This is a genomic window from Morganella sp. GD04133 (assembly GCF_029835375.1).
Lineage (GTDB): Bacteria > Pseudomonadota > Gammaproteobacteria > Enterobacterales > Enterobacteriaceae > Morganella > Morganella morganii_B.
In genome coordinates, this window is the sequence record NZ_JAODZS010000090.1 from 1 (window position 1) to 1,365 (window position 1,365).

Here is a 1,365-nt window from a genome sequence, read left to right on the forward strand (position 1 = left end):
TGAAGTGACCCCATAAAGTTGGACACTTTTAGTTAAGCAGCTTGTAAGGCCTGATTTCGATATTGAACCGGAGTCAGGCCTTTTAATTTGACTTTAATCCGTCTGGTATTGTAATACTCTATATATTCATCAATCTTTTCAATCAGTTCATCGGCATCCTGAAAATGATGACCATGATACATTTCTGATTTTAACAGACCGAAAAAATTCTCTGCAACCGCGTTATCCAGGCAGTTCCCTTTCCTGGACATGCTCTGCCGAATCCCGTTGTCAGCAAGCTGTTTTTGGTACTGATGGCTCCGGTACTGCCAGCCCTGGTCACTGTGTAACAGCGGTTTCTGTGTTTGCGTTAACTGGGATAATCCACTTTCCAGCATCCCTGTAACCAGAGTCAGGCGTGCATTTTTCGCTAATCTGTAGGCGACAACTTCCTGATTAAACAAATCAATAATTGGCGACAGATAGACTCTCTGCCCGTTCACCTTAAATTCAGTGACATCCGTTACCCACTTTTCATCCGGCTTTGACGCCGTAAAATCTCTTTTGAGGTGATTTGATACTGTTTTACCTGTTTCACCACGATACGAACGATACTTTTTCGGTCTGACTGTCGATTTCAGGCCAAGCTGCCCCATCAGTCGCTGAACTGTTTTATGATTTAGCATAATACCTTCATTTTTCAGCGTTAAGTGGATGCGTCTGTAACCATAGCGACCTTTATGTTCATGATAAATAGTCTCAATCCGCGCGAGTTCCTCCCCGTAAGCAACGGGTTTCTTCAGTGCACTGACATGATAATAAAACACACTTTTTGCCAGTTTCACTGCATAAAGTAAGTGCTTCAGAGGATGTTGATTTTTCAGAGCCAAAACAACTAACGTTTTTTCTTTGCCTGTTGTCGTTTTAGTTGTTTCAGCTCTTCCAACTTTTTTAGAACGGCGTTTTCCGCACGTAAATACGCAACTTCTTCTTTGAGTTCTTCAAGTGTCTTTTCATCGTCGGAACGAACAGATGTTGTACGGGGCGGTTTCATTGACGGTATTCCTCGGGGTCTGCATTCAAGCCCTTTGAATCCATGTTCATTATACCGGTTAAGCCAGACAAACAAGATCCCGGGAGAGCTCAGGTTAAGTTCAGCACTAGTGTGACGGAGAGACCAATCGTTTGTCCACATAAGTTTCAGCGCCTGAAATCTGGCGTCTGCACAACGTAACTGTGGTGTTGGCTGAAAGGCATTATCACCATGAATGGCAGTCACCAGAGCCCAGTACCGGATTTGGCTGGATGTTATCGAATATTCTGTTGAAAGTGCCGGGGATGATTCCCCTGACAAGAATCGCTTAGCGATAATAATTTTTAAAGTAC

The 1,365-nt window shown here is 43.5% G+C and carries 2 protein-coding genes; both read right to left on the reverse strand.

The window, feature by feature from the left end; genetic code table 11:
- Positions 1-32: 32 nt before the first annotated feature.
- Positions 33-869 carry an IS3 family transposase gene (locus tag N7387_RS21180; protein WP_279800941.1) on the reverse strand — a complete coding sequence of 279 codons (837 nt, stop codon included), beginning with the start codon at positions 867-869 and terminating at the stop codon, positions 33-35.
- 5 nt (positions 870-874) lie between these two features.
- Positions 875-1,365 (reverse strand): helix-turn-helix domain-containing protein (locus N7387_RS21185; protein WP_279800942.1); only part of this gene is annotated, 491 nt, incomplete at its 5' end.